A 1,542-nucleotide genomic window follows, 5' to 3' on the forward strand; every position below is an offset into this window, starting at 1 on the left:
ACTTAGTGGGCCAAATTATCAATAAGCTTCGTATCTGAACCTGATTATATGGGATTTCAAGGCGCTGACTAAGTGCTTTATGGACAAATCTAGCTGAGATAACGCTTGAAAAGCTGAGTACACAAAGCTTTCAAGAAAGTTTTAGATGAAATTAGCCCACTAAGTACGGAAGAGCCGATTTGCAGAAGAGAAATGGTATTATCTATGACAATCAACCATTATTATCGCAGATCAAAGCCTAAAGTTTTCAACGCTTCACGCAAGCGATCGCGTCCCGATAAAGACTCAGCCGAAATAACTCGCTTCACAGAATGCTCCGACCAGTCGCCTGGAATGTTCATCTTTTGCGAGGTGTAAAAAGCTTTCATGACCTCATTATACTGTGCGATTGCCTCATCTTGTTCTGCCAGCTTGTAAGTTTCCCGATGCAATACAGCCGACTGGGACAAACGTGGTTTAATAGCAGCAGGTTGAGCGGGATTTGGATAGCCCACGCACAATCCAAACACAGCAAAGACGTGTGGGGGCAAATTAAGAACTTCAGCGACTTCCTCAGGATGATTACGCAATGCACCAATATAAACCGTTCCCAAGCCAAGAGATTCAGCCGCTACAGTTGCATTTTGCGCTGCCAATGCTGCATCTATAGCTGCCATCAAGAACATTTCCAAATAATCCAAACCCTCATGAGGCAAACCGCGATTCTCAGCAATGTAAGCCAGACGGGCTAAATCAGCCAGCCATACAAGAAATAGAGGACATTGCCGAATATGAGCTTGATTTCTAGCCAGTTGTGACAATTTTTCTTTGCGTTGTGCATCCTCTACAGCCACTACACTCCATGTTTGAAGATTAGAGGAGGTAGATGCAGATTGAGCAGCAGCAACCAAAGTTTCTAGAGTACCGGACGGTAAAGGATCGGAAAGATAAGCACGAATCGAACGGTGAGAAAGCAAATTTGCTAAAGTATTGTTCCAAGGAGTATCTGTATTGATGGTATCAACACCATAGCGGTGATGTAACAACTCTGTTGGATTTGTCATAAGTTTCTGGTTGTTAGTTGTTAGTTCTTGGTTGTTAGCTGTTGGTGGTTAGTGGTTAGTTGTGAGTGGTTTCCAAATACAAAATCTCTTGTGGTGCGGGCCAAAATCTCTTGTGGTGCGGGCCAAAATCTCTTGTGGTGCGGGCATCTTGCCCGCTTATAAATAAAGGACGGGCAAGTGTAGGTAGGGCTACCACCAATAACCAATAACCACTAACCACTAACCAAATTATATTTTGGGAGACAATGAAGCGTATTCTTCTGGTTTTAACATAGCTTCTTTGACATCAATCTTCTTCGGTATCAACTTCAAGTTGTAGAATGTATCAGCAACTTGCTGTTGTGTAGCAATTAGATCGTCAGTGATGGGTACAACCCCAAAACGTTTTCGATTAGTTGCTTTTTTCAGAGTGTCCAAATCAATTCCCAATACGGGTGAAAGAGTTTCCGCTACAGCCTCCCGATTTTTATCAGACCATGCCTCTAATTTTTGAATTTCT

The 1,542-nt window shown here is 42.8% G+C and carries 1 protein-coding gene and 1 pseudogene; both read right to left on the bottom strand.

Annotation, left to right across the window (positions count from 1 at the left end; translation table 11 throughout):
• Positions 1–221: 221 nt before the first annotated feature.
• The gene (locus WA1_RS51915; protein ID WP_017746228.1) at positions 222–1,043 is read right to left on the bottom strand and encodes an NADPH-dependent oxidoreductase; all 822 of its coding nucleotides are present in this window, start codon (positions 1,041–1,043) and stop codon (positions 222–224) included.
• 228 nt (positions 1,044–1,271) lie between these two features.
• Positions 1,272–1,542, bottom strand: a pseudogene (locus tag WA1_RS51920) (aliphatic sulfonate ABC transporter substrate-binding protein); the annotation flags it as partial.

This window comes from Scytonema hofmannii PCC 7110, assembly GCF_000346485.2.
Taxonomy (GTDB): Bacteria; Cyanobacteriota; Cyanobacteriia; order Cyanobacteriales; family Nostocaceae; genus Scytonema; species Scytonema hofmannii.

Excerpts from the sequence above, each read along its gene's own strand:
- WA1_RS51915 (WP_017746228.1), bottom strand. The coding sequence starts at position 1,043 with ATGACAAATCCAACAGAGTTGTTACATCACCGCTATGGTGTTGATACC.